The organism is Streptomyces sp. NPDC002054, assembly GCF_040296685.1.
Taxonomy (GTDB): Bacteria; Actinomycetota; Actinomycetes; order Streptomycetales; family Streptomycetaceae; genus Streptomyces.
This window is the reverse complement of sequence record NZ_JBEOXT010000046.1, coordinates 1-19,186: the sequence shown is the minus strand read 5'-3', so window position 1 is coordinate 19,186 and position 19,186 is coordinate 1. Positions and strand designations below refer to the sequence as shown.

13 protein-coding genes are annotated in these 19,186 nt (G+C 70.7%); 10 read left to right on the top strand and 3 right to left on the bottom strand.

What is annotated here, in order from left to right; genetic code table 11:
• Positions 1-43 precede the first annotated feature (43 nt).
• The gene (locus ABT123_RS32310) at positions 44-586 is read right to left on the bottom strand and encodes a DM13 domain-containing protein (protein WP_502971118.1); all 543 of its coding nucleotides are present in this window, start codon (positions 584-586) and stop codon (positions 44-46) included.
• Positions 587-832: 246 nt separating this feature from the next.
• On the opposite strand from ABT123_RS32310, the gene ABT123_RS32305 reads away from it, so the two are divergent.
• Positions 833-2,029 (top strand): cytochrome P450, encoded by a 1,197-nt coding sequence (locus ABT123_RS32305; protein ID WP_351321211.1) that lies wholly within the window; start codon positions 833-835, stop codon positions 2,027-2,029.
• Positions 2,030-2,186: 157 nt separating this feature from the next.
• Entirely contained in the window at positions 2,187-3,350 is a 1,164-nt protein-coding gene (locus tag ABT123_RS32300; protein ID WP_351321209.1) for an acyltransferase family protein, read from the top strand.
• Positions 3,351-3,470: 120 nt separating this feature from the next.
• Here the strand turns inward: ABT123_RS32300 and ABT123_RS32295 are convergent, their stop codons facing one another.
• Positions 3,471-4,472 (bottom strand): alpha/beta fold hydrolase, encoded by a 1,002-nt coding sequence (locus ABT123_RS32295; RefSeq protein ID WP_351321207.1) that lies wholly within the window; start codon positions 4,470-4,472, stop codon positions 3,471-3,473.
• 10 nt (positions 4,473-4,482) lie between these two features.
• The gene (locus ABT123_RS32290; RefSeq protein ID WP_351321205.1) at positions 4,483-5,658 is read right to left on the bottom strand and encodes a PP2C family protein-serine/threonine phosphatase; all 1,176 of its coding nucleotides are present in this window, start codon (positions 5,656-5,658) and stop codon (positions 4,483-4,485) included.
• Between the two features lie 89 nt (positions 5,659-5,747).
• On the opposite strand from ABT123_RS32290, the gene ABT123_RS32285 reads away from it, so the two are divergent.
• From ABT123_RS32285 to ABT123_RS32250, 8 genes are all read left to right on the top strand, one after another.
• Positions 5,748-6,707, top strand: a complete 960-nt coding sequence (locus ABT123_RS32285) for a cyclase family protein (RefSeq protein WP_351321203.1) — start codon at positions 5,748-5,750, stop codon at positions 6,705-6,707.
• 83 nt (positions 6,708-6,790) lie between these two features.
• The gene (locus ABT123_RS32280) at positions 6,791-9,505 is read left to right on the top strand and encodes a SpoIIE family protein phosphatase (RefSeq protein WP_351321201.1); all 2,715 of its coding nucleotides are present in this window, start codon (positions 6,791-6,793) and stop codon (positions 9,503-9,505) included.
• Between the two features lie 87 nt (positions 9,506-9,592).
• Positions 9,593-11,128: a sugar ABC transporter ATP-binding protein gene (locus ABT123_RS32275; RefSeq protein ID WP_351321199.1), complete on the top strand. Its 1,536-nt coding sequence runs from the start codon at positions 9,593-9,595 to the stop codon at positions 11,126-11,128.
• Positions 11,128-12,144: an ABC transporter permease gene (locus ABT123_RS32270; RefSeq protein ID WP_351321197.1), complete on the top strand. Its 1,017-nt coding sequence runs from the start codon at positions 11,128-11,130 to the stop codon at positions 12,142-12,144. The genes ABT123_RS32275 and ABT123_RS32270 overlap by 1 nt, the downstream gene beginning before the upstream one ends.
• A gap of 40 nt (positions 12,145-12,184) precedes the next feature.
• Positions 12,185-13,336, top strand: coding sequence for a substrate-binding domain-containing protein (locus ABT123_RS32265; RefSeq protein ID WP_502971115.1), 1,152 nt, complete (start codon positions 12,185-12,187; stop codon positions 13,334-13,336).
• A 181-nt stretch (positions 13,337-13,517) separates the two neighbouring features.
• A complete protein-coding gene (locus ABT123_RS32260; protein WP_351321195.1) occupies positions 13,518-13,805 on the top strand; it encodes a hypothetical protein in 288 nt (95 codons plus the stop codon).
• A 190-nt stretch (positions 13,806-13,995) separates the two neighbouring features.
• Positions 13,996-14,151: a DUF7196 family protein gene (locus ABT123_RS32255; RefSeq protein WP_351321193.1), complete on the top strand. Its 156-nt coding sequence runs from the start codon at positions 13,996-13,998 to the stop codon at positions 14,149-14,151.
• 563 nt (positions 14,152-14,714) lie between these two features.
• A partial coding sequence (locus ABT123_RS32250; RefSeq protein ID WP_351321191.1) for a beta strand repeat-containing protein occupies positions 14,715-19,186 on the top strand: 4,472 nt, incomplete at its 3' end.

The window sequence follows — 19,186 nt, the reverse complement described above, 5'->3', positions numbered from 1 at the left end:
CGGTCACCGGGCCGCTGGACACCGGGCCTCTGAGCACCGGGCCTCAGGCCCGGCCGAGCTCCGCGGCACCGAAGGAGACGTCGAAGCGGTCGCACCAGATGGTGACGCTGGTGTAGTCGTCCAGCTTCAGGTCCGCCGGGATCGCGTAGTTCTGGTCGCCCTTGTTTCCCTTGAGCTTGCCCAGGCTGACGTACTTGCCGTCGTCGAACACGCGCCAGCCGGCCACGCCCTCCTTCACCGGGGCATCGGTCAGCCAGACCCGCAGATCCGGGCCGTTGCTGGTGACGAGGTTCTCCAGCCGCAGGGTGCGCGAGCCGTCGGGCAGCCGGACGACCTTCGCCGTGCCCGTGGTGGAGTGCTCGTGGCTGATCAAGTTGCCCTGGGCGACCGTCTGCGGATCGGCAGGCGCACCCGCGGCAGGCGCACCCGCAGCGGGCGCTGAAACAGGAAGGGTCTCCTTGACCGTTTCGTCCTGCCACAGCTTCCAGGGCTCGAACCAGTACAGACCGGCACCCAGCAGCAGCGCCCCCACGATCAGCGCGCCGGTCAACGGCAGCGCCCAGCGCCGCCTTCCACTCCGTGCCACCACAAGATCCTCTCGTCCGGGCCGTTCGTCCGGGCCGTTCTTCCGTGCCACTTGATTCAAGCCGCTGGGCACCCCCATTACCAGGGGCATCGACATGACGAAAGTCTTACGTGTCCTCGCAGACCGCCCGTCCTGCCGACGGGACACGTACGCGGCCTTTAGCCCTTACTGCCAGACGTGCGCGGGAGTTACCGTCTCGTACGACTTCGATCAATCTTGCGCTGCTCGTACGAAAGGAAATTCCCGATGACCACCCTCTTCGACCAGTGGAGCATCCATCCCCACCACTTCTGGCTTCGCGGCAAGCAGCCCGAGAATCCCGTCGTGTTCGACGAGCAGACCTCGACATGGAACGTCTACGGATTCGACGAGGTACAGAAGATCCTCGCAAACCCGAAGACATTCTCGTCCGGAACCGCGGAGCTCCTGGCCGTCGAAGTCGACCCGGAGATAATGGAGGGGAACATCCTCCAGATGGACCCGCCGGACCACCGGAAGCTGCGCAATCTGGTCAGCAGCGCCTTCACCCCGAAAGTGGTCGCCGACCTCGAACCGAAGATCGCCAAGCTCACCCATGAGCTGCTCGACAAGGTGCAGGGACAGGACCGGATCGAGCTGGTCGGCGACCTCGCCTACCCGCTGCCCGTCATTGTCATCGCCGAGCTGCTCGGCGTGCCGGCCTCCGACCGGGACCTCTTCCGGGGCTGGGCGGAGCGGATGATGGAGACCTCCATCGAGCTCCTGAAGGCCGTGTCCAGCGAGGAGCAGGAGCGCGCCTACAAGGAGCAGATGGACAGCATCGCGAAGCTCCGCGAATACCTGCGCGGGCACGTGATCGAACGCCGCAAGCACCCGCGCGAGGACCTGCTGACGAAACTCGTCGAGGCCCGGGTCGACGGAGAGCGGCTCAGCGAGCGCGAGGTGGTGAACTTCGCCTACATCCTGCTGGTCGCCGGGCACATCACCACCACGCTGCTGATCGGCAATGCCGCGCTCCTCCTCGACGCCCACCCCGAGGAGGACGCGCTGGTGCGCGCCGACCGCTCGCGGATTCCGGGCGTCCTCGAGGAAACGCTGCGGTTCCTCACCCCGTTCTCGCTCGCCCTGCGCGCCACCACCACCGAGGTGGAGCTCGGGGGCCGGCGGATCCCGTCGGGTCAGATGATCTACGTCTGGCTCTCGGCGGCCAACCGCGACCCGCGGCAGTTCGAGCGCCCCGAGGTGTTCGACCCGTCGCGCGCATCCCACTCGCACCTCGGCTTCGGCCGCGGTATCCACCACTGCCTCGGGGCGCCGCTGGCCCGGATGGAGGGCCGGATCGTCCTGGACATCCTCCTCGACCGGTTCCCGGTGCTGCGCACGGACCCCGCGACGCCGCCGACCTTCATGCAGGCCGACCACATGACGGGCGCCAGGACCCTGCCGCTGCTCACCCGCCGGTGAGCGCGGGGCGGCGCCTCACCCGGCCGGCCCGAGGCGCCGCCCCGGCCCCCCGAATCCTCCGCGGACTTTCACGGACTTTGCGCAATATCTTGCGGAAGCTACGAATCCGGCGAATTCCCGGATAGCTTCGCAAAGTCAATCCCGCACAAAACGGAGGATGCCCGTCATGCAATCCCGCCTGCCATCATTGACCGGCTTACGTTTCATCGCCGCTCTCATGGTTTTCGCGCTCCATGTGACATACCAGAACACCTACATCAGCGGCTCGGCCGGTAAAACGCTCCAGGACGTATTCGCTCGTTCCGGCTTCTACGGGGTGAGTTTCTTCTTCGTCCTGAGCGGCTTCGTGCTGACCTGGTCGGCGCGTGCCGATGACCGGGCGACCAGTACCTGGCGGCGCCGGCTGGTGAAGATCTACCCCAACCACCTGGCCACCATGGCCCTCGCCGCCGTCCTGATGCTGTTCGCGGCCGACGTGTTCACGGCCAAGGGGATAGTCGCCAACCTCTTCCTCGTGCAGTCCTGGACCCCCGACCTCGAGATCTCCAGGTCGATGAACCAGGTCAGCTGGTCGCTCTCCTGCGAGTTGTTCTTCTACCTGAGCTTCCCGCTGCTGTTCCGCGTGATCAACCGGGTGCCGGTGCGCCGCCTGTGGGCCGTCGGCGGGGTGCTCGTCGCCCTGATCCTGGCCGTGCCCGCGGTGAGCGAGGCCGCGATCGGCGGGGTCGCCCTGCCCTATTTCGCCGACGGTTCCCTCTCGTACGAGCAGATGTGGTTCGTCTACCTCTTCCCGCCGGTCCGGGCCCTGGAGTTCGTCCTCGGCATGGTGGTCGCCCGGCTGGTCATGGCCGGCGCCTGGCCCCGCATCGGCCTGCTGCCCGCCTTCCTGATCGCCGCCGCCGGCTACGCGGTCAACCTGCAGCTTCCCTACCTGTTCGGCGTTGCGGGCGTGGCCGCCATCTGGCTCATGCCGCTGATCGCCGCCGCGGCGTCCGCCGACGTGAAGGGCTCCGCCTCACCGTTCCGCGGACGGGTGATGACCTGGCTCGGCGACATCTCGTTCGCCTTCTACATGGTGCACGGCCTGGTCGTGGCCTACTTCTACCGATGGGTCATCGCCGAGTACCAGCCGGCGCCCATCGTCGGGGCAGCAGCCGTCCTGGGCGTGTTCGCGGTGTCGCTGGCGCTGTCCCACGCCATGTTCGTCTGGCTGGAACAGCCCCTGATGCGCCGGTTCAGCACACCGCGTGCGGCCCGGCAGGCCACCGCGCCCGCCGCCGCAGCATCGCGCCCCTTGGCCTCCGTCAAGTCAGGTGACTGACCGGCTACAGGTACGGGTACCGACCGCCGCCACGGGAGAGCAGGCGGTCCGGTTCTGACCGAAGCCGAGGGCAAGAAGCCCGGTGCCGGGACCACCGGCACCGGGCTTCTGCACGTCACATCAGCGGCACAGACGGGCGACGCGCCCGAGCTCGTCCGCCAGCACGGCGGGATCGCGCGGACCGATGTGCGGCGCCTGGAGCGACCGTACGCGGAAACGGTTGTGCGGGGTCGTCTCGTCCGCCGCACGGATCATCAGGTCCTGCAGGGCCGGCGGAATCGCCCGGTCCGCGGAGAACCGCACGTAGGTGCGCGGCACCCGGCCCCAGCGCTCCGGCAGCCCGCGGGCATCGGCCATCGAGATCGCCGCGGACTCGTCGGGCTCCAGGATGTTCAGCAGCGCCCACACCTCGGCGTCCGGCCGGTCGGCGGCCAGCGCATCCTTGGCCGCCGCGAAGAAGGCGGGATCGCCGGAGCGCCAGTTGACCCGGCTCACTCCGAGCTCCGGTGCCGTCCGGACGGCAGGGAGGGTGAACAGGATGCTGGTGGCGGCCTCGGGGGTCGTCATCAGCTGCATCACCGAGGGGTGCCGGGTGGGGCAGAAGGCGGAGACGTACACCAGGTGCGCGAGCAGCTCCGGCACCAGGTTGGCGACCGCGTTGACCGTGGCCCCGCCCAGGCTCTGGCCGACCAGCACGACCGGGCCGTTGCGGTGCGCGCGCCGCACGACCTCGGCCACGTGCTCGGCGCAGTCCCCGAGTGTCACCCCCGCGATGGGCGAGGGCTCGGTGCGCAGGCGTTCGAGATCCTGTGGTGCCTGATAGGAGTGCGGGAGGTAGGCGCCGGCCCCGTGCCCGGGCAGATCGACCGCGACCGCGCGGTACCCCCGCAGGCCCAGTTCCCCGACCAGCGGCGACCAGGCGTAGGAATTGCTGCCCGAGCCGTGCACGAGTACGAAGGTGGGGGTGGCGCCGCGCCGCTGCCCGTCCGCCTGCGCCACGGAGGCCCCGGCCCCCACCGCGGCGACGGCCCCGGCCCCGGCCACCGCCGCCTTGAGCAGACCGCGCCTCAACTGCCCGCGGCCACCGGTCGGTTCACCGCTTTGCCCGTGTGTGTCAGTCATGTGTACGACTCTAGGAGCCGCCGCCCCCATGATCGTCCGAATTCGGCCACGGCGGGGGCCCGGCATCGACCCGGTCGACGAGGAGCATCGCCACGTCGTCGGCCAGCCGGCCGTGGGTGTGGTCGAGCAGTTCCCGGTGCATCCGGTCCAGGAACTCCCTCGGGGTGCTGTCGTGCATCGCCTCCATGGCCTCGGGCAGCGCGAAGAAGTCGTTGTTCCGGTTGCGGGCCTCGATCACGCCGTCGGTGATCAGCAGGAGCCGGTCTCCAGGGACGAACGGATAGCTGTCGGTCGTGCCGGGCGGGCCGTTGAGGAGCTCGTCCATGCCGAGGGGCGGCACCGGGGAGCTGGGCGTCAGGGCACGGACCTTGCCGTGGTGCAGCAGCAGTGGGGGCGGATGGCCCCGGTTGACCACCTCGACCACGCGGCCGTCCGGCACCTGGGCCACCAGCGCGGTGACGAAACCCTCCATGAGCGCTTCCGCGTCGAAGGCCCCGGGCACGGCGGCATCGCGCCGCAGGGCCTCCCCGCAGTGGTTGATGACCTCCACCAGGTCGTCCTCGTAGTGCACGGCCTCCCGGAAGGCGCCCAGGATGACGGCGACCGCCCGGACGGCGGGCAGCCCCTTCCCCCGGACGTCCCCGACGATCATCCGGACCCCGTACCGGGTCTGCACGGCCTCGTACAGATCGCCTCCGATCTGCGCCCCCGTCTCGGCCGCCAGATACATGCTGGCGGCACGCACGGGCCCCAGCCGGGCCGGCACGGGCCGCAGCAGGACCTCCTGCGCGGCCACGGCGATCCGGCGGACCTGCCTCAGCTCGTTCTCCCGGCGGGTGCGCACGGCTCTGCTGGTCATAAAGCTCGCCGTCGACACCAGGAACAGGGCCAGGAAGTTGCCGTAGACCTGCTGGGTGCCCCACGCCTGGTTGTAGGTGGCGGTGGTCACGCTCACGCCCACGGCCAGCCCCGCTGCCGCGAGCGTGCCGACGGGCCCCAGGGTCACGGCGGCCAGGGCCGGGGTCGCGGTGAGGAGCGGGCCCGTGTACAGAAAATGCGCCGGGGTGAGTTCGATGACGACCACCAGCAGTGCGATCGCGAAGGGCAGACACTCCGCGAGGGCGTAGAGGACCCGGCGAGGGCCGCCCTCTCCAGGTCGGGGGGACGGGCGGAAGAGCGACCGCATGGGTCCAGCCTGCCCCTTTGCGCCTCGTTGCGCCCACTCGTCGTCCCCCGCAGGCGTGCGCTCCGCGGCCGGCGGGCAGTCGCCTCCCCATGGACAACGGCACGGCCGGCGGGGCGGCGAACGGGCCGGCCAACGGGCCCGCAGTCTCCCGTCGGGAATTCGACGCCCTCTTCGAGAGGGTACGTACGTGGGGCCGCTGGGCCGCGGCCGACCGCGGAGCCTGGAACCGGGTCACACCGGACCACGTCCAGCGGGCTGCCGCGCTGGTCCGGACCGGCACGACGGTGGCCCTCGGCCTGCCCTGGAACACGCGGCCCGGGCCGGACAACGACCGGCCCGCCCTGCACTACATGTCCGACCTCGGCGATGTGGAGCCCCCGGAACCGGCCGCCCACAAGGACTTCATCGCCGTCGACTACCACGGCAAGGCCGTGAGCCATCTCGATGCGCTGTCCCACATCGCCTACCGGGGGCAGCTCTACGAGGGCCGGGCGGCCCGGGAAGCCGTCGACGCCGGCGGCGCCCGCTTCGGGTCGGTGCAGGCGCTGGGCCCCCTGGTCGCCAAGGGCGTCCTCCTCGACCTGCCCGCCGTCCTCGGTGTGGACTGGCTGGAGCCGGGGTGCGCGGTGCACGCGGCGGACGTGATCGCCGCGGAGCGGGCGCTCGCGGTGACGGTGGACGAGGGCTGCGCCGTACTGCTGCGCACCGGGCGCTTCCGCCGGCGCCGGGAGCTGGGCCCGTGGGACCCCGGCACGGCGAGCGCGGGCTTCCATGTGGACGCCGTGCCGCTGCTGGCCGAGCGGGGTCTCGCGCTGCTCGGCGGGGACGGGGACAGCGACGTACGCCCCTCGCCGGTCGAGGGCCTGCACTCCCCCGTGCACGCCTTGGCGATCACCGCCATGGGGGTGCCCCTGCTGGACAACCTGGAGCTGGAGGCACTCTCCGCTGCCTGCGCCGAGGCGGAGCGTTACGAGTTCATGATCGTCGTGACTCCGCTGAACGTGCCCGGCGGGACGGGCTCGCCCGTCAATCCGGTCGCGATCCTCTGAGACGAACCGCGAGTAAACCGGGAGGAATATACTCAAAAATGCTCCGCTCGAAAGGCGTACACCGGTATCGGGAAGTGATGCAGATGGGGGTCACGGGAGAACAGGCCGGCCCCGCACGCTCCCGTGAGCGCTTCCTGTTGGGCGAGTCGGTCGAAGGCGGCGTGCGGGATCCGATCCTGGCCTCGTGGCAGCGCAGCCGGCTGCTGGGGCTCTCACCGGACCAGACCGAGCTCCCCTACACCGACGACTTCGATCCGGACAGCCGCCTCGTCCGCGCGGCCGAACCGGTGCTCGACCGGCTCCAGTCCCGGTTCGCGGGCAGCAAGATGAACGTCTCGCTCGCCGACGGGAACGGCACGGTGCTGCAGCGCCGCTTCGGCGAACCCTCCCTGGCCCGGACCCTGCCCCCGATCCAGACCGTCCCCGGGTTCGTCTTCGCCGAGCGGGTCGCCGGAACCAACGGCATCGGTCTCGCCCTGGCCGACCGGCAGCTCTGCCAGGTCTTCGGCGCCGAGCACTTCGCCGAACGCTCCCAGTCGAACGCCTGCTCGGCGATCCCCATCCGCAACCAGCTCAGCGGACACATCGAGGGGGTCCTCTGCTTCGGCTATCCGCGCAGCTACGAGGACCCGGCACTGCCCGTCCTGGTCCGCCGGGCAGCCGCGACCATCGAGCGGCGGCTGATGGAGCAGAACTCGGAGCGCGAGCGCGACCTGCTGTGGACGTACCTCGATGCGCGGCTCCGCGCCCGGACCGGGAGCAGCGAGGGAAACGGGCAGCTGGTCGACCTGGCCGAGTCGGCCGGGTTCCCGCTGGACCAGCGCGAGCAGCTGATCCTCAAGGAGAAGGCCACCGAACTGATCGGCGCGGCCCTGCCCGCCGCCGTCGAGGTGTCCCTGCCGCACGGCCGGGAGGTCACGCTCCTGAGCCATCCGGTCACGAGTCGTTCCGGGGTGGCGGGGGTGGTCGTCGAGGCCGTCCTGCCCGGCGACCCGTCGCAGCACCACCTCCCCCTCACGACGCCCCATGCCGGCCACCGGCCGCACGGCCCGGACCACCCTCCCGAGGCACCCCCCGCCCCCCGGGGGCTGGTGCTGGTGGGCGAGCCGGAAGTGGGGAAGTTCGCCGTCGCCGCGCGGCGCCGCCTGGAGCTGCTGGCCGAGGCGAGCACCCGTATCGGCACCACCCTGGACGTCGCCCGGACCGCCCGGGAGCTCGCCGAGATGGCGGTCCCGCGGCTGGCCGACTACGTCACCATCGACCTGCCCGAGGCCGTGCTGCGCGGCGAGGAGTCCGTCGACCCCACGGCCGAGCTGCACCGCACGGTGGTCCACGGGATCCGCGAGGACTGCCCCTTCTACCCGGCCGGGCGGGTGGACCTCAGTCCCGGCACCCCGCACATGCGGTGCCTGGCCGACGGGCAGGCGATCCTGGAACCCGAGCTGAGGTCCGCGGCCGGCTGGATCGCCCAGGACCCCGGGCACGCCGAGCGGATCTTCGCCCAGGGGGTGCACTCCCTGATCACCGTCCCCCTGCTCGCCCGCGGCGTCCTGCTGGGCATCGTCGCCTTCTACCGCTCGGAGGATCCCGCCCCCTTCGGCGACGACGACCGCTCGCTGGCCCAGGAGCTCGCCGCCCGCGCCGCCCTCTGCATCGACAACGCCCGCCGCTACACCCACGAACACACCCTGGCCCTTGCCCTCCAGCGCAGCCTGCTGCCGCGCGGCCTCCCCGAGCAGGACGCCGTCGAGGTCGCCCACCGCTACCTGCCCGCCGAATCCGGAGTGGGCGGCGACTGGTTCGACGTCATCCCGCTCGCCGGAACCCGCGTCGCCCTCCTCGTGGGCGATGTCGTCGGACACGGTCTGCACGCCGCCGCCACCATGGGCCGGCTGCGCACCGCCGCCCGCAACTTCGCCGAACTGGAACTCGCCCCCGACGAACTCCTCACCCACCTGGACAACCTCCTGGTACGCCTGGACCGGGAGGAGGGCGACGAGAACGCCATCGCCGGCAGCACCGGAATCGTCGGCGCCACCTGCCTGTACGCCATCTACGACCCCACCTCGCGGCTGTGCACCATGGCCCGGGCCGGCCACCCCCCGCCCGCGGTCGTCCACCCCGACCACACCGTGACCTTCCCGGACCTGCCCGCCGGACCCCCGCTCGGCCTGGGCGGCCTGCCCTTCGAGGTGGCCGAAATCGAGCTGCCCGAAGGAAGCCGGCTGGTCCTCTACACCGACGGGCTCATCGACGACCGCCACCGCGACATCGACCTCGCCCTCGACCGGCTCCGCCAGGTCCTGGCCGACGCGGACCGGACTCCCGAGGACACCTGCGAAGCGGTCCTCGACGCCGTGGCACCCGCCCACCCCGCCGACGACATCGCCCTCCTCGTCGCCCGCACCCGCGCCCTGCCCGCCGACCGGATCGCCAGCTGGGACCTGCCCGCCGATCCGGCCCTCGTCGGCGACATCCGCGCCGCCGCCACCCGCCGCCTGGCCGAGTGGGGTCTGGACGAGCTCGCGTTCGCCGCCGAACTGATGCTCAGCGAACTGGTCACCAACGCGGTCCGCTACGGCGGCGAGCCCATCCAGGTACGCCTCATCCGCGACCGCACCCTGATCTGCGAGGTCTCCGACGGCAGCAGCACCGCCCCGCACCTGCGGCGGGCGGCCACGACGGACGAGGGCGGACGCGGCCTCTTCCTCGTCGCACAGCTCTCGCAGGCCTGGGGCACCCGCTACACCAGCACCGGCAAGGTGATCTGGGCCGAGTGCGCCCTGGACGCAGCGTGACCCGGCAGCGGCAGACTCGCCCATTGGAGCCACAGCGGGCGCTGACATGTCGGACATATCATGGTGACGCCCAGTAGCATCCCCAGCATGCCCTCCCGCCCCGGTGGCGAACCACTGGTCCGCATCCGCGGTCTCGGCAAGCGGTTCGGCGGCACCGTCGCGCTGGACTCCGTCGACCTGGACGTTCCCGGTGGCAGCGTCCTCGCCCTGCTCGGCCCCAACGGTGCCGGGAAGTCCACCCTCATCAAGGTGCTCGCCGGGGTCCACCACGCCGACGCGGGCGAGGTGTCGGTGGCCGGGCACCCGCTCGGCTCCCACGCCGCCGCCCGGCGCATGTCCTTCATCCACCAGGACCTCGGCCTCGTCGGGTGGATGACGGTCGCCGAGAACATCGCCCTGGGCACCGGCTATCCCCGCCGCCGCGGACTGATCTCCTGGCGGCAGACCCGGGAGCAGTGCGCCGAGGCCCTGCGGACCGTCGCGGGACACCTGGACGCCGACACCCGCGTCGCCGACCTCGTCCCCGCCGAGCGCTCCCTGGTCGCCATCGCCCGCGCCCTGGCCCGCCGGGCCGAGCTCTTCGTCCTCGACGAGCCCACCGCCGCCCTCCCCGCGGCGGACTGCGCCCGGCTCTTCGACGTCCTGCACACCCTGCGCGACCGCGGGCACGGCATCCTCTACGTCAGCCACCGGCTCGACGAGGTGTACCAGGTCGCCGACCGCTTCGCGGTCCTGCGCGACGGCCGCCTCGTCAGCCGGGGTCCGCTCGCCCCGTACAGCCCTGCCCGTCTGGTACGCGACATCGTCGGCCCCGAACCGGCCCACCCCGGCGTCCGCCGCGCCGTGCCCCGCGCGGCAACCGCCGGCGCCGGCGCGCCCGTCCTGAGCCTGGACGGCGTGACCACCAGCGGCACCGGACCGGTCAGCCTGGACCTGCGCACCGGCGAGATCCTCGGCATGGTGGGGCTGACCGGCGCCGGCCACCGGCACCTGGGCCGCGCCCTTGCCGGCGCGCAGCCCCTGCTCGGCGGGCGGGCCCTGCTGGACGGCCGCCCGTACCACCCGCGCACGGTGGCCGCAGCCGTCGCCTCCGGTGTCGGATTCGTGGCCGGCAACCGCCAGGAGGAGGGCAGCGCAGCCGATCTGACGGTGCGGGAGAACTTCCTGGCCAACCTCCGGGCGGCCGGTGTGCCGGCCTGGCGCCCGATCGGTCCCCGGCGCGAACGCGCCGAGGCCACCGCCCTGATCGAGCGGTTCCACGTACACCCCCGCAACAGCGAGGTCCCGATGGCCACGCTATCCGGCGGCAACCAGCAGAAGGTGGTGGTCGGCCGCTGGTTCCCGCTGCCGCTGCGCCTGCTGATCCTGGAGGAGCCGACCGCCAGTGTGGACGTCGGCGCCAAGGCCGCCATCCACGACCTGCTCGACGAGGCGGTGGCCGCCGGCCTGGCCGTCCTGCTCATCTCCACCGATTTCGAGGAGGTCGCCGACATCTGTGACCGCGCGCTGGTGTTCGTCCGCGGGGCGGTGGCGGCCGAGCTGGCGCCTCCGGCCCTGACGGTCACGGAGCTCACCCGCACCGCCTCTGCCATGCCCGCGATCACCGGACCCCCGACGAGCTGATGCCCCCCTCCTCCTCGCCGCGATCCCGGCCGGGTCACCTGCTAAGTCACCTGCGCGGACACTTCCTCGGCACCTACGGCCTGACGGCCCTCACCGTCCTGCTCTTCCTGGTCTTCTCCGTCGCCCTGCCGGACACCTTCCCCACCCGGGACAACGTCTCCTCGATCCTCTTCAACCAGTCGATCCCCGCCCTGCTCGCGCTCGGCGCCACGATCCCCATCGTCACCCGCAAGTTCGACCTGTCCCTCGGTTACGGTCTCGGCCTGGCCCACGTCCTGGTGATGCAGCTCATCGTCAACGGGGGCTGGCCCTGGCCGTGGGCCTGCCTCGTGGTCGTCGTGGGAGGGGCGGTGGCGGGCGCCCTGAACGGTGTCCTCGTCGAGTTCGCCCGGATCGACTCCTTCATCGCCACCCTCGGCACCGGCAGCATGATGTACGCCGTCTCCGGCTGGATCACCGACGGAAGCAGGATCGTCCCCGGTCCGGACGGCCTTCCGGCCGCCTTCACCGGCCTGTACGACTCCCGGTTCCTAGGCCTGCCGCTGCCCGCCTTCTACGTCCTCGCTGTCGCCCTCGCCCTCTGGCTGGTGCTGGAACGGCTGCCGCTCGGCCGCCACCTGTACGTGATCGGCTCCAGCCCCCGGACCGCCGACATCATCGGCATCCCCACCCACCGGTACATCGTCTACGCCTTCGCCGGATCGGGCCTGGTCGTCGGCTTCGCCGGGGTCCTGCTCGCCGCACAGCAGCAGACCGGCAACCCGAGCGTGGGCCTGGACTACCTGCTGCCCGCCTTCGTCGGGGCCCTGCTCGGCTCCACCACCGTCAGACCGGGCCGCGCCAACGCCCTGGGCACCCTGGTGGCCGTGGCCGTCTTGGCCGTGGGCCTGGCCGGCATCGGCCAGCTCGGCGCCCAGTTCTGGGCGACACCGCTGTTCAACGGCGCCACTCTGCTCGTCGCGGTCGGCCTGGCCGGCTACACGTCCAGGCGCCGCCTGCGCACGGGCAGCCCCTAACGCAATGCGCAGCGGCCACCAGCGTCACGTCAGGAGCACCGTGTACCCGAACCGCAGGACCCGAAAGACCGTACGCGCCGCCGCGGCCCTGCTGGCGGCGGCAGCAGCCGTCACCGTCGTCACCGGCTGCGGGGGTGGCCCGTCGAACGGCACCGGGGCGTCGGCCGCCGGCTGTCCGGACGCCCTGGCGAAGGCGAAGGCGGCCGTACAGCGCGCCCAGAACACCGATATGTCCTGGGACGGCCCCACCACCGGCCCCGCGGCGGTCCCCGCCAAGAGCATCGTCTACGTGGCGCAGACCATGACCAACCCCGGTGTCGCCGGCGTCGCGAAGGGCCTCCGGGAAGCGGCGAAGACCATCGGCTGGAACGTCCGGGTGATCGACGGCGAGGGCACCCCGGCCGGCATCCAGGCGGCCCTCAGCCAGGCCGTCACCCTCAAGCCCTCGGGGATCGTCATCGGCGGTTTCGACCCACAGCTCACCTCGCGGCAGGTGGCGCGGGCCCAGGCGGCGGGCATTCCGCTGATCGGCTGGCACGCGGTCCCCGCCCCCGGCCCCAGCACGAACCCCCGCCTCTTCACCAACGTCACCACGAACGTGGAGGACGTGGCGCGGATCAGTGCGGACTGGGTCATCGCCCGGTCGGAGGGCGCCGCCGGAGTGGTCCTCTTCACCGACGACTCGATCCCGTTCGCCAGGAACAAGGCCGAGCTGATCAAGCGCGGACTCGCCACCTGCGCCAGCGTGAAGCTCCTGGCGTACCAGAACATCCCGATCCCGGACGCGAGTCAGCGCACCCCCCAGGAGGTCTCTTCCCTGCTGTCCCGTTTCGGGGACGACTGGACGTACTCCGTCGCCATCAACGACCTCTACTTCGCCGATGCCGCCCCGGCCCTGCGCGCCGCCGGGAAGCCGGGCGCCGGGCCGCCCTTCAACATCGGTGCGGGGGACGGCGATCCCTCCGCCTTCCAGCGCATCAACAGCCGCCGGTTCCAGTCGGCCACCGTCCCCGAGCCGCTCTCCCAGCAGGGCTGGCAGATCGTCGACGAGTTCAACCGCGCCTTCGCCGGCCGCCCGGCCAGCGGCTACGTCGCCCCGGTCCACATCGCCACGGCCGAGAACAGCGCCGGGGCCACGTCCTGGGACCCGGTCGGATACCGGGCGGGGTACGAGAAGATCTGGCGCGGGTAACGGCAGCGCGGGTGGACCCGTGACCAGGCGGCGCCGCCCCGCGATGCCGTCCCCGCGGGGCGCCCATTTCCCGGCCCGTCAAAAACCCCGGCGTTCCCGGCATTCCCCGGCGTTTCGGCCCTTCTATCGGATTCGAGGAAACACGAGAGGGGCGGGGAGCGGAAACCCTACGATGAACTCCATGAGTGCGCTGATCTTCTTCCTGTCGCTCGGCACAGTCTGTCGCGTCACACGATTCATCACCAAGGACACCCTCGCCGCGGGCTTTCGCTCCCGGGTAGCCGACCGTTTCGGCGAAGAATCCCATCCGGCCTACCTGATGACCTGCGGATGGTGCGTCAGCATCTGGGTTGCCGGCGCCGTGACCGCGCTCGCCCACTGGGTCGGCGGGGAAACGTGGTTCCAGGCGGGCGCCATGGCACTCACCCTTTCCTACCTCACCGGCCTGGCCGCCAACTGGCTTGACTGACAGCCACATTGGGAGAATCTTCCATATCGCCGCCGCATATAAGTATGACTATATGGTGGTGAGTGTCAGCGTGCGATGCGCGGGGATAAAAGGTAAAGGGAACGAGCCGGGGACTCGGACCTGCCTCGGTGTTCCCCCGGCCCTTCCCCTTGGCCGGCCGCCGGAGCGGCCGAACAGAAGGAGGAAGACCATGGCATGCAACTGCGGACGCGCCGGCCGGGCCACACTCGTCTACCGGCTGACCCTCCCCAACGGGGTCACGCGCGACTACCCCACGCGGCAGGAGGCCGACGCCGCCAACAGGAGGGCAGGTGGGGGCGGTTCCATCACAGCGGTCCGCCCGTAAGCCCCCTGCCAGCACCCGCCCCCACTCCGGCGGACGCCGGAAAGGTGATACCCCCACCGACAGCCCCTCGACGTACCGGACAGCCGGTGCGCCGAGGTGGCTGCGGCGTTCTGTGACACCCCCGAAAATTGCGGATACCGCGAAGGAATACCCGCAGTTCATCTCGGTGGAGAATCCTTTCTTTCGCGCGTGAGCCCACCAGACTGTCCCGGGAGCGCGAATACTCCCCGGCACGCCAGATTGCAACACCCTGGAAGACGGCGGAAAGGGAAATTTTTCCCTCTCGGAAGAGCGCACCACGGCGCCGCGCGATTCTGGATTATGCGCCTGTCACGCGCCCGGGTGCGCTGAGCCGAACGAGTGGTATTCCGTTCACCTGTCTAGCCCAACACCCCACTCGGAATGCCTACTACTGATATCAGCAGGTGATGCGCCCCGACTCCGCGTGGACCAAGGGCTCCTTCCGGAACTCCGCACCAGTTCTTCCGCGTACGTTCCGAACTAGGCCATACGGGTGAAGGAAATCTCCTGCTTTCGTGGGTCATCCGAAAGGGAGCCATACCATGGCCAGTTCGATCACCACCGTGACCTCGGCACCGGATCCATCCGTCTTCGGCCAGGCGGTCACCTTCACCGCCACCGTCCAGCCGGAAACCCCCGGCGGCCCCACCCCGACCGGCACCGTCGAGTTCCTCGTCGACAGCGTGTCCGTCGCGACGGTGTCGCTCGACATGAGCGGCCAGGCACAGTACACGACCAGCGGTCTGGAGGTCGGTCTCCACGCAGTGGAGGCCAACTACTCGGGCGACGCAGAGTACGACCCGTCCCCGGGGGCAGACACCCAGGAGGTCACCCTCGCGGAGACCACCACCACGCTGGCCTTCGACCCCAACCCCGCCTTCTGCGGCGACACGGTGACCTTCACCGCCCAGGTCACCCCCGTTCCGCCGGGCGCGGGAACCCCCACCGGGTTCGTGTCCTTCATCGTCAGCGACGACGGCCCGGTGCTGAACGCCCCCGTGGACGCGAGCGGGCAGGCACAGGTCAGCATCAGCAACCTGGACGTCGGCTTCCACCAGGCAGCCGCCTTCTACACCGGCGACGCGAGCTTCGACGGGTCGAACTCCCCCCTGACGCTCCTCGTCATCGAGCATGCGCCCGTCTCGGTCGCGGTCTCGGCGGACCCCAACCCGTCGGTGTGCGGCCAGGCCGCGACGCTCTGTGCCACCGTGACGCCGGTCTCCTCGGGCGTCGGCACCCCGTCGGGCTCGGTGACCTTCACCGGCCCCGGCGGGCTCGACGTGACGCTGCCGCTGGACGCGAGCGGCATGGCCTGCGTCACCACGACCACGTTGGAATCCGGCACGGTCACCGTCACCTACAGCGGCGACGAGTGCTACGCCATCGGGACCGGGACCTTCGATGTGACGGTCAGCCAGGCGTCGAGCGCGGTGCTGGTGTCGGTGGACCCCAACCCCTCGGTATGCGGCCAGACCGTCACCGTGTGCGCCCAGGTCATCGCAGTGTCACCCGGCAGCGGCATCCCCACCGGAACCGTCACCTTCACCGGCCCCGGCGGACTGAACGAGACCGTGACACTGGACCCCATCGGCGAGGCCTGCGTCATCACAACCGTGCTGGAAACCGGCGCAGTCACCGTCACCTACAACGGGGACACCTGCTTCCTGTCGTCGACCGGCACCGCGGACGTGACGGTCAACCAGGCGTCGAGCACGGTGGCGGTGTCGGCGAGCCCCCTGTTCTCGGTATGCGGCCAGACCGTGACCGTGTGCGCCGATGTCACCGCGGTGGGGCCAGCCAGCGGCATCCCCACCGGAACCGTCACCTTCACCGGCCCCGGCGGACTGAACGTGACGGCGCCATTGGGCCCCGACGGCACGGTATGCCTCATCACAGACACGCTGGAAACCGGCACAGTCACGGTCACCTACAGCGGGGACGCCTGCTTCGCCGGCTCGACCGGGACCATCAACGTGACGGTCAACCGGGCGCTCAGCACGATGTCGCCGCTGTTGGTGAACCCCAACCCCTCGGTATGCGGCCAGGATGTGACCCTGTGCACCACGGTCACCGCAGTGGCACCCAGCAGCGGCACCCCCACCGGAACCGTCACCTTCACCGGCCCCGGCGGACTGAACCAAACGGCGCCACTGGGCCCCGACGGCACGGCATGCATCACCACAACCGTGCTGCAAACCGGCACGGTTTTCGCCGTCTACAGCGGCGACGAATGCTTCCGGCGGTCGTCGCGCACCGCGCCGGTGACCGTCAACCAGGTGGCCAGCACCACCACCGTGTCCGTGGACCCCAACCCCTCGGTATGCGGCCAGACCGTGAGTGTGTGCGCCGCGGTCTTCACAGCGGGACCCGGCAGCGGCACGCCCACCGGAAGCGTCACCTTCACCGGGGCCGGGCTGAACACGACGGTGCCACTGGAACCCGACGGCACGGCGTGCGTCACCACCACCAGCCTGGAAACCGGCACGGTCACGGCCGTCTACAACGGCGACGGCTGCTTCCTGCCGTCGACGGGCACCGCGGATGTGGCGGTCACCCCGGCAAACAGTGCGGTGTCGGTGTCGGTGAACCCCAACCCCTCGGTATGCGGCCAGACCGTCACCCTGTGCGCCACCGTCACCGCACTGGCACCCGGCAGCGGCACCCCCACCGGAACCGTCACCTTCACCGGCCCCGGCGAACTGAACGTAGCGGTGGGACTGGAACCCGACGGCACAGCATGCGTCACCACCAGCAGCCTGCAAACCGGAACGGTCACCGCCACCTACACCGGAGACGACTGCTTCCTGTCATCGACCGGCACCGCGGACGTGACCGTCGGCCAGGCGTCGAGCACGGTGTCAGTGTCGGTGGACCCCAACCCCTCGGTATGCGGCGAGTCCGTGACCGTGTGCGCCGCGGTCACCGCACTGGCGCCCGGCAGCGGCACCCCCACCGGAACCGTCACCTTCACCGGCCCCGGCGGACTGAACGAAACGGTGCCACTGGGCCCCGAGGGCACGGTGTGCTTCCTCGCAACCGCGCTGGGAACCGGCACGGTCACCGTCACCTACAGCGGTGACACCTGCTTCCTGCCGTCGACCGGCTCACTGGATGTGACGGTCAACCAGGCGGCCAGCAGTGTGTCGGTGTCGGCCGACCCCAACCCCTCGGTGTGCGGCCAGACCGTGACCGTGTGCGCCGCGGTCACCGCGGTGGCACCCGGCAGCGGCACCCCCACCGGAACCGTCACCTTCACCGGCCCCGGCGGACTGAACGAAACCGTGACCCTGGACCCCGACGGCACGGCATGCCTGAACACCAGCAGCCTCACCAGCGGCACGGTCACGGCCGTCTACAACGGCGACTCCTGCTTCGCGGAATCGACCGGGACCTTCGACGTGACGGTCAACCAGGCGTCGAGCACGGTGTTCGTGGGGGTGGACCCCAACCCCTCGGTGTGCGGCGAGTCCGTGACCGTGTGCGCCGCGGTCGTCGCAGTGGCACCTGGCAGCGGCACCGCCACCGGAACCGTCACGTTCACCGGCCCCGGCGGACTGAACGAGACGGTGCCGCTGGACTCCTTCGGCAAGGCATGCGTCACCACGACCGTGCTGGAGACCGGCATGGTCACGGTCACCTACGGCGGGGACACGTGTTTCGCCGGCTCGACCGGGACCGTCGATGTGACAGTCAACCAGGCGGCCAGCACCACGTCGGTGTCGGTGAACCCCAACCCCTCGGTATGCGGCCAGACCGTCACCGTGTGCGCCACCGTCACCGCAGTCGCACCCGGCAGCGGCACCCCCACCGGAACCGTCACCTTCACCGGAGCCGGGCTCAACACAACGGTGCCAGTGAACCCCGACGGCACCGCATGCGTCACCACCACCAGCCTGGAAACCGGCACGGTCACGGCCGTCTACAACGGCGACAGCTGCCTCTCCTCATCGACGGGCACCGCGCTGGTGACCGTCAACCAGGCAGCCAGCACCACCACCGTGGCCGTGAACCCCAACCCCTCGGTGTGCGGCGAGTCCGTGACCGTGTGCGCCACCGTCACCGCTGTGGCACCCGGCAGCGGCACGCCCACCGGAAGCGTCACCTTCACCGGGGCCGGGCTGAACACGACGGTGCCAGTGGACCCCGACGGCACGGCATGCTTCACCACCACCAGCCTGGAAACCGGCACGGTCACAGCCGTCTACAACGGCGACGGATGCTTCACCTCGTCGACCGGCACCGCACCGGTGACCGTCAACCAGGCAGCCAGCACCACGTCCGTGTCGGTGAACCCCAACCCCTCGGTATGCGGCCAGAGCGTCACCGTGTGCGCCACCGTCACCGCACTGGCACCCAGCAACGGCACCCCCACCGGAACCGTCACCTTCACCGGCCCCGGCGGACTCAACGTGACACTGCCGCTGGACCCCGAAGGCCCGGTATGCCTGACCACCAGCAGCCTCACCAGCGGCACGGTCACGGCCACCTACAACGGCGACTCCTGCTTCACGGAATCGACCGGGACCGCACCGGTGACCGTCAACCAGGCGGCCAGCAACACCACCGTGTCCGTGAGCCCCAACCCCTCGACGTGCGGCCAGAGCGTCACCGTGTGCGCCACCGTCACCGCAGTGGCACCCGGCAGCGGCACCCCCACCGGAACCGTCACCTTCACCGGCCCCGGCGGACTGAACCAAACGGTGCCAGTGGGCCTCGACGGCACCGCATGCGCCACCACCACCAGCCTCGCCAGCGGCACGGTCACCGCCGTCTACAACGGGGACTCCTGCTTCTCCTCATCGACCGGCACCGCACCGGTGACCGTCAACCAGGCAGCCAGCACCACCACCGTGTCCGTCAACCCCAACCCCTCCGTATGCGGCCAGAGCGTCACCGTGTGCGCCACGGTCACCGCAGTAGCACCCGGCAGCGGCACCCCCACCGGAACCGTCACCTTCACCGGAGCCGGCCTCAACACAACCGTGCCCGTGAACCCCGACGGCACCGCATGCGT

Bases quoted from the DNA above. Each gene is read 5' to 3' on its own strand.
- ABT123_RS32305 (WP_351321211.1), top strand. From the start codon at position 833: ATGACCACCCTCTTCGACCAGTGGAGCATCCATCCCCACCACTTCTGG.
- ABT123_RS32300 (WP_351321209.1), top strand. From the start codon at position 2,187: ATGCCCGTCATGCAATCCCGCCTGCCATCATTGACCGGCTTACGTTTC.
- ABT123_RS32295 (WP_351321207.1), bottom strand. From the start codon at position 4,472: ATGACTGACACACACGGGCAAAGCGGTGAACCGACCGGTGGCCGCGGG.
- ABT123_RS32290 (WP_351321205.1), bottom strand. From the start codon at position 5,658: ATGCGGTCGCTCTTCCGCCCGTCCCCCCGACCTGGAGAGGGCGGCCCT.
- ABT123_RS32285 (WP_351321203.1), top strand. From the start codon at position 5,748: ATGGACAACGGCACGGCCGGCGGGGCGGCGAACGGGCCGGCCAACGGG.
- ABT123_RS32280 (WP_351321201.1), top strand. From the start codon at position 6,791: ATGGGGGTCACGGGAGAACAGGCCGGCCCCGCACGCTCCCGTGAGCGC.
- ABT123_RS32275 (WP_351321199.1), top strand. From the start codon at position 9,593: ATGCCCTCCCGCCCCGGTGGCGAACCACTGGTCCGCATCCGCGGTCTC.
- ABT123_RS32270 (WP_351321197.1), top strand. From the start codon at position 11,128: ATGCCCCCCTCCTCCTCGCCGCGATCCCGGCCGGGTCACCTGCTAAGT.
- ABT123_RS32260 (WP_351321195.1), top strand. From the start codon at position 13,518: ATGAGTGCGCTGATCTTCTTCCTGTCGCTCGGCACAGTCTGTCGCGTC.
- ABT123_RS32255 (WP_351321193.1), top strand. From the start codon at position 13,996: ATGGCATGCAACTGCGGACGCGCCGGCCGGGCCACACTCGTCTACCGG.